This is a genomic window from Clostridium sp. 1001271st1 H5 (genome assembly GCF_005845215.1).
GTDB lineage: Bacteria > Bacillota > Clostridia > Lachnospirales > Lachnospiraceae > Enterocloster.
The window spans coordinates 138,768-146,242 of sequence record NZ_SPHO01000015.1 but is presented as its reverse complement, the minus strand read 5'-3'; the positions used below and the strand labels follow the sequence as shown (position 1 = coordinate 146,242).

At 48.0% G+C, this 7,475-nt stretch carries 6 protein-coding genes, 1 tRNA gene and 1 rRNA gene; all 8 read right to left on the bottom strand.

Annotated features, from left to right (window positions below; translation table 11 throughout):
- Positions 1-131: ribosomal RNA gene (locus FGS84_RS21250) — 16S ribosomal RNA — on the bottom strand; the annotation flags it as partial.
- Positions 132-355: 224 nt separating this feature from the next.
- The gene (locus FGS84_RS31250; RefSeq protein ID WP_207671135.1) at positions 356-502 is read right to left on the bottom strand and encodes a hypothetical protein; all 147 of its coding nucleotides are present in this window, start codon (positions 500-502) and stop codon (positions 356-358) included.
- A 43-nt stretch (positions 503-545) separates the two neighbouring features.
- Positions 546-633, bottom strand: a tRNA-Ser gene (locus tag FGS84_RS21245).
- Between the two features lie 77 nt (positions 634-710).
- Positions 711-1,442: a lysophospholipid acyltransferase family protein gene (locus tag FGS84_RS21240; protein WP_138310327.1), complete on the bottom strand. Its 732-nt coding sequence runs from the start codon at positions 1,440-1,442 to the stop codon at positions 711-713.
- A gap of 9 nt (positions 1,443-1,451) precedes the next feature.
- Positions 1,452-2,003, bottom strand: a complete 552-nt coding sequence (locus FGS84_RS21235) for a Fe-S-containing hydro-lyase (RefSeq protein WP_171042687.1) — start codon at positions 2,001-2,003, stop codon at positions 1,452-1,454.
- Between the two features lie 23 nt (positions 2,004-2,026).
- Positions 2,027-2,869, bottom strand: coding sequence for a fumarate hydratase (locus FGS84_RS21230; protein ID WP_138310325.1), 843 nt, complete (start codon positions 2,867-2,869; stop codon positions 2,027-2,029).
- Positions 2,866-4,800, bottom strand: coding sequence for a GGDEF domain-containing phosphodiesterase (locus FGS84_RS21225; RefSeq protein ID WP_138310324.1), 1,935 nt, complete (start codon positions 4,798-4,800; stop codon positions 2,866-2,868). Before FGS84_RS21225 ends, FGS84_RS21230 begins: the two co-directional genes overlap by 4 nt.
- A 108-nt stretch (positions 4,801-4,908) precedes the next feature.
- Positions 4,909-7,455 carry a DNA gyrase subunit A gene (gyrA, locus tag FGS84_RS21220; protein WP_138310323.1) on the bottom strand — a complete coding sequence of 849 codons (2,547 nt, stop codon included), beginning with the start codon at positions 7,453-7,455 and terminating at the stop codon, positions 4,909-4,911.
- Positions 7,456-7,475: the final 20 nt, after the last annotated feature.

The following is a 7,475-nucleotide window of genomic DNA, read 5'->3' as shown; positions in this document are numbered from 1 at the left end:
TTACTCACCCGTCCGCCACTCAGTCAATCAAGATTCCATCCGAAAACTTCCTCTTAATTGCTTCGTTCGACTTGCATGTGTTAGGCACGCCGCCAGCGTTCATCCTGAGCCAGGATCAAACTCTCATGTTTAAAAGTTGATTCCAGGTTTCAGACTACTTAGCTTGGCTAGTTATCTTTAACCTTCATTACTTGGTTTTGTTCTGAATTTTCTCAAATCCAAAGGTCTAAACCAGACCTTTTGTTTTTAGAATTTTCAGGGTTTTACATACTGTCTAATCTTCAATTATCAAGGTTCTTTGTTGTCGGCTTGTTCAGCAGCAACTTTTATATCTTATCACAGTTGCAAGTGTTTGTCAACAACTTTTTTTATTTTTTTGATTTTTGTTTTCAGCCCGCAGGCCTTTTCCAATCATCAACCGCTGTTGTTGTTTTCTCCAGCGGGTATTAACTATACCACGACTGTCGTTTATTGTCAACAACTTTTTAAAACTTTTTTTCATCTTTTTAACAAGAGTGAAAAAAATAATCATTTGGAAAATGGAGCGGAGAAAGAGGGATTTGAACCCTCGCGCCGGTTTCCCGACCTACACCCTTAGCAGGGGCGCCTCTTCGGCCTCTTGAGTATTTCTCCGAATTGATATTTTCCATATGATTGCTTCTTTGGACATGCTTGCCCTCAGACGCATTGACCATTATACTAAATAGACTTTAGCTTGTCAAGCCATTTTGGGAGAGATTTTTATTTATTTCTTCCTGAATCCGGTCATGTACAAGATGTGCTATTTCTGAGGTTTTCATTCCCATATATTGATCAGGCAGGATTGGCTCCATATAGCGAACCTGTACTTCCTCCCTCTTTAATGAGTTCATATCAAAGGGCCGGAAGGAATTAATCAGGGCTACGGGCACAATAGGGCACCCTGCTTTTACTGCACTCTTAAATGTACCGCTTTTGAAATCCAGTATCTCATTTCCCTTGCGGCTCCGGTGTCCTTCTGCAAATATGACAAAGTTGCGGCCTGCCTTTACCAGTCTGGTAACTTCAGTTATGATGCGCACCTGGTCTTTTATATCATCCCTGTCCATGGCAAGGCTTCTGGTAGCCCCCAGTACCTGCTTTACCAGAACCCAGTTGGACGCCTCCTTCTTTATTACAACGGACAGCGGCCTTGGGCATGTTGAAAACAGGGCAAGCATATCAAACAGCCCCTGATGGTTGGGAAACAGTATGAATCCATCCTGAGACGGAATGTGCTCTGTTCCCGAAGCCGTGACCGTAACCCTTCCCCTTTTGTTTATCCTTTTTACCATCTCCGATATATACCCATACTTCTCAGCGGCTGTCCTTGTGTCCTCCTCCCTGGCCATCCGGGCAATGGTGAAGAACCACACAGGAGCATGGAAAAGATTCATGAGTACCATATATATAATCCGCTTCATATCCCCTCACTACAGAGTACAAAATTCCTTTACTGCTGTTTCATATAGATTATTACCAAAAGCATCCGCCACCACCACCACCGGAAAATCCCGGATAGTCAGCCTGCGGACTGCCTCTGTGCCCAAATCCTCATATGCAACCAATTCAGACGACAGGATACATTTGGACAGAATGGCTCCAGCACCTCCCACAGCGGCAAAATAAACAGCACCGCTGCGCACAATGGCATCCATGACCTCCTTACTTCTCTTTCCCTTTCCTATCATGGCTCCCATGCCCAAATCCAGCAGCCGGGGCGTATACTTATCCATGCGGCTGGCCGTGGTAGGACCGGCAGAGCCAATGGGCCTTCCCTCCCTGGCAGGGGACGGACCCATGTAATATATGATATTTCCGTCTATGTCAAACGGCAGTGTCTCCCCTCGGTCAAGCGCCTCATCCATCCGTTTATGGGCCGCATCCCTGGCCGTGTAAATGGTCCCTGTAAGATATACATAATCTCCTGCTTTTAAGGAAGCAGCTTCCTCTTTTGTCATTGGTACATTCATATGTCGGTTCATCAGAACAGGACTCCTTTCTCTATTTACAGTATTCGGCGGGCATGGCGGTTTACATGGCAGCATATGTTCACGGCAAGGGGAAGACCGGCAATATGGGTGGCAAAGGTCTCAACGTTCACGGCAAGGGCAGTAATCCTCCCTCCCAGTCCCCCCGGTCCTATGCCTGACTGGTTGATTCTGTTTAGCATATCTTCCTCCAGCTCCCTGACCCACTGCTTTGCGGGCTTATCCTCTATATTCCTGGTCAGGGCGTGTTTTGCCATCTCTGCACATTTTTCAAAGGTCCCCCCTATGCCCACTCCCACCACCATGGGCGGACAGGCATTGGGACCAGCGTCTCTCACAGCCTGTAGAATGGATGCCTTTACCCCTTCCAGGCCGTCTGCCGGTTTTAACATAAAAACCCGGCTCATATTCTCACTTCCAAATCCCTTGGGAGCCACTGTGATATCCATCTGTTCCCCGTCCACAATTTCATAATGAATCACAGCCGGCGTATTGTCCTTTGTATTCATCCGCTCTATGGGGTCCCCAACAACGGATTTGCGCAGATATCCCTGTTCATATCCCTGACGCACCCCCTCATTGACAGCATCTGCCAGCCTTCCCCCTGTTATATGTACATCCTGGCCTATTTTCATGAACACCACGGCCATACCGGTATCCTGACAGATGGGAATGCTGTCCTCTCCCGCGATTCTCAGATTCTCCTTGAGCTGTCCCAGAACCTGACGGCCCAGAGGGGACTCCTCCTCCTCCACTGCCTTTTCAAATACCTTCCTCATGTCCGGGGCCAGTCCATAATTGGCCTCCATACACATATCTCTTACTGCTTCTGTTATGGCTGCTGCGGATATCTCCCTCATTTCCTTTGCTCCTCCCATCCTTTTGCTATAATATCCTTAAATTCATCTTCCGGCATGGGCCTTCCGTAATAATACCCCTGAACACAGTCCACGCCGAACTGCCTTAATATTTCTATCTGTTCCTCTTTTTCCACGCCTTCTGCCACGATTTTCTGTCCCATTGCATGGAATGTCTCTATCATGCTCCGCACGAATACCTGGACCTTGGTGTCCCCAGGCAGACGCACCAAAAGACTTCTGTCCAGTTTGATATACTCAAAGGGAAGAGACAGGGCGCAGGATATATTGGAGTATCCGGTGCCGAAATCATCCAGATAAAAACCAAAGCCTTCCCCTGTCATTTCCTCCATTATCATTCTCATATAATCCATATCCTGCAGCAGGACCCGTTCCGTAACCTCAATCTTCAGTTTATCCGGGCTAAGACCGGACCGTTTCAGACACGCATTGATTCTACCGGAAAGATTGCGGTCCTCAAACTGCTGCATGGAGAGATTGATGGAAATGGAATCTATTTGGCCGGACATATGTCCAAGAAGCATACAGACTTCCTCCAGCACAATCCAGCTCAGGTCGTCAATCAGACCTGTTTCTTCCGCCAGGGGTATGAATTCAGCCGGAGATACCGGTTCGCCGTCATAGTCCCTGAGGCGCAGCAGAGCTTCGGCTGATGAGAACCTGTTTGTTTTCAGGTTAAAAACAGGCTGGTACCATACCTTAAATCGCCTTTGCCGGATGGATGTCTCCATGATATCCAGAATCCGCTTTCTTCTGTTTAACTGCTCCAGCAGTTCTGCATCAAACCGCCTCATTCCTCCCGGCTCCCTTTTGGCATAATGGATGCCGGATTCCAGGTACTCCATGATTTGGGTGGCGCTCCATCCCTGGCCGTTGTATACCACATCTGTAAAATACGCCTGGATATAACTGCCCAGCTCTCCCAGCTCCCATTTGTCCTCAAAACGTTCCTGTATCCTTTTAAGGCTGCAAAGGGTCTCTTCTTCCGTGCCATAGGGAAGAAGCACTGCAAACTCCACATTTCCAAACCGGAATGCCTTTGCCCCCGGCAGAATATGGTCCAGCTCCCCGGCAATGCGGTATAAAAACTCATCCCCCTTTTTATAGCTGAATTTCTCATTAATCAGTGAGAACTGCTTCAGGCATACAAGCACCACCTGAAAATACTGCCTGCTGGCCATTCTAAGGGATATCTCCTCAAAAAAGCAGTTCCTGTTTCCGATAAAGGTAAGGCTGTCCACCTCGCTTCGCCTGGTCTGGAAGCTGATAAATATAACCATATTGACAATGGCCATGAACATGCCGTTTAACTGAAGGTCCTTATATATATGCTGGAACACAATACAGATAGCCGCAATCACGGGCATGGTGCGGATTAAGCGGACCACCGGCCTGCTGACACTGCGGCGGTTGCGCATATAGCACACCACCAGCATGAGCATCTCAATGGCCATAACCAGATAGCCAACCCTGTTTAATGGGCCCCTTCTGTATATCCGGTTTTCACCGAAGTAAAACAGCACGCCGCTTTTAAGGTTCCATAGTACGATTCCCAGAAATATAATATTTAGAATAAGTACAATGCCGCCTGCCATCCTCAGGCAATGCTTATTATATACATGCTCCAATGTGAGGGCGAACATATAGACTGCCATAACCGAACAGGTTAGTACGCATAAAATAAAATACAGGCTGTTAAACAGCACATTCATCCCCCGGGAAACCGTAAACGGATGTGTAACCATATGTACGCAGACAATATTCAAAAGTATGGTTGCAACAGAAATCCACAGGCATACCTGATAGATTTTCCGCCTGTTGCTGGACACCAGCCGCCGTTCGTAATGGTATAAAATGAGTATAATGTGAATAATAAGTCCTAATAACTCTGCTGCCAATGACCACATAACCATATTGTTCGGTTCTCCTCTTTTGTCCGTAACCAGGTAAGGGAACAGAAACGCAATAACTATTTCATAAAAAGGCTGTCGTGACTGACAGCCTTTTCATGGAACTGAATCTTAAACCGTTTCATCTGAATCTGTTTCTGCTTCGCTTTCTTCCTCAGAATCCCCGTTCTCTTCCTCGTAATACTCTTCATCGTATACATTGCTGTCCTTGGTAACACTTTCCCTTACCTTGGCTATACTTGCCACCTTGATGTCGGATTCCTGGTCAATGCTCATAAGCTTGACGCCGGAGGTGTTGCGCCCAATCACGGATATATCGTCAACAGTCATGCGGATAATGATGCCCTCTGTTGTTATTATCATGATTTCCCTGCCGTCATTTACCAGCTTGGCCCCTACCAGATAGCCGGTCTTATCCGTACACTTATAGCAGATGACACCCTTTCCGCCCCTGTTCTGGGCACTGAATTCCGAAATCATGGTGCGCTTGCCCATACCGTTCTCGGAAACCACCAGAAGGCTGTCTCCCTGGCTCTGCATCTGCATTCCAATGACCTCATCGTCATCCTCAAACCGCATTCCGATGACGCCCATGGACACACGGCCGGTCACCCTTACATCTGTCTCATTGAAGCGGATACACATGCCCTTTCGTGTGACAAGAAGAATATCCTGGGTATTATCCGTTGCCTTTACCTCTATCAGCTCATCGCCGTCCCGGAGCACAATGGCCTGCAGACCGTTTTTGCGCACATGCTCATACTCCACCATAGGCGTCTTCTTGACCATGCCGTTCCTGGTAGCCATGAACAGATATTTGTCATCGTTGAATTCACGCATGGGAATGATGGCCGTAATCTTCTCCTCCGGCATCAGCTGCAGTAGGTTTATGATAGCCGTTCCCCTGGCCGTGCGCCCTGCTTCAGGTATCTCGTACGCCTTCAGACGGTATACCCGGCCGGTATTGGTAAAGAACATCATATAGTGATGGTTGGTGGTCATGAGCAGGTCCTCGATATAATCCTCCTCAATGGTCTGCATCCCCTTGATGCCCTTGCCTCCGCGGTTCTGGCTTCTGAAATTATCCACATCCATACGCTTGATGTACCCCAGATGGGTCATGGCAATGATGGTGTCCTCGTCCGGAATCAAATCCTCCATGGACATATCATCGTCATATCCAATGGCTGTGCGGCGGTCATCGCCGTATTTATCCGAGATAATCATAATTTCATCCCGGATAACAGTAAGCAGCTTCTTCTCATCTGCAAGAATAGCTTTTAACTCCTCAATCTTTGCCTGCAGTTCCCTGAATTCATTTTCCAGCTTCTCACGTTCCAACCCCGTAAGAGCGCGGAGCCTCATATCCACAATAGCCTGTGACTGGACATCGGAAAGTCCGAAGCGCTCCATCAACTGGTTCTTGGCGTCAGCCACATTGGCTGACCCGCGGATAATGCGGATAACCTCATCAATATGGTCCAGGGCAATGAGCAGACCCTTTAATATGTGGGCCCTTTCTTCCGCCTTGTTTAAATCATACTGTGTCCTTCTGGTAACGACCTCTTCCTGATGCTTTAAGTACTCCTCCAGCATCTGGTGCAGGTTCAGCACCCTTGGCTGGTTGTTAATCAGGGCCAGCATAATAACGCCGAAGGTATCCTGCAGCTGGGTATGCTTTAGCAGCTGGTTCAGGATTACATTGGCATTTACATCCCTGCGCAGCTCTATGTTTATACGCATGCCTTCACGGTTGGATTCATCTCCGATATAGGTGATGCCGTCAATTTTCTTTTCCTTGACCAAATCTGCGATTTTCTCAATGAGACGGGCCTTGTTTACCATGTAGGGAAGTTCCGTCACAATGATTCTGGACTTTCCGTTGGCCATGGTTTCTATGTTGGTCACTGCGCGCACCTTTATTTTGGCGCGGCCTGTTCGGTAGGCTTCCTCAATTCCCCTTCTTCCCAGAATGGTGGCTCCGGTGGGGAAGTCAGGCCCCTTCACTATCTCCATGATTTCTTCCAGGGAGGTTTCCCGGTCCTCCTCCACCCTGTTATCAATCATCTTCACCACTGCTCCGATGATTTCCCTCAGGTTGTGGGGCGGTATATTGGTGGCCATACCAACGGCAATACCGGATGTACCGTTCACCAGAAGGTTGGGGTATCTGGAAGGAAGTACAAGGGGTTCTCTCTCTGTCTCATCAAAGTTGGGTACGAAGTCCACGGTATCTTTATTGATATCTGCCAGCATTTCCATGGAAATCTTACTTAAGCGGGCCTCTGTGTAACGCATGGCTGCAGCGCCGTCTCCGTCCACAGAACCAAAGTTTCCGTGTCCGTCCACCAGAGGATATCGGGTGGACCACTCCTGCGCCATGTTAACCAGCGCGCCGTAAATGGAGCTGTCTCCATGGGGATGGTACTTACCCATTGTATCACCGACGATACGGGCGCACTTACGATGAGGCTTATCCGGACCGTTATTCAGCTCAATCATGGAATAAAGCACACGCCTCTGTACGGGCTTAAGACCGTCCCTGACATCAGGCAGGGCCCTGGCGCTGATAACACTCATGGCATAGTCGATATAGGACTGTTCCATGGTTTTTTTAAGGTCTACTTCATGAACCTTGTCAAATACATTTGGTTCCATATTCAATCTCCTTTATGTTT

Excerpts from the sequence above, each read along its gene's own strand:
- FGS84_RS31250 (WP_207671135.1), bottom strand. The coding sequence starts at position 502 with ATGAAAAAAAGTTTTAAAAAGTTGTTGACAATAAACGACAGTCGTGGT.
- FGS84_RS21240 (WP_138310327.1), bottom strand. The coding sequence starts at position 1,442 with ATGAAGCGGATTATATATATGGTACTCATGAATCTTTTCCATGCTCCT.
- FGS84_RS21235 (WP_171042687.1), bottom strand. The coding sequence starts at position 2,003 with ATGAACCGACATATGAATGTACCAATGACAAAAGAGGAAGCTGCTTCC.
- FGS84_RS21230 (WP_138310325.1), bottom strand. The coding sequence starts at position 2,869 with ATGAGGGAGATATCCGCAGCAGCCATAACAGAAGCAGTAAGAGATATG.
- FGS84_RS21225 (WP_138310324.1), bottom strand. The coding sequence starts at position 4,800 with ATGGTTATGTGGTCATTGGCAGCAGAGTTATTAGGACTTATTATTCAC.
- gyrA (WP_138310323.1), bottom strand. The coding sequence starts at position 7,455 with ATGGAACCAAATGTATTTGACAAGGTTCATGAAGTAGACCTTAAAAAA.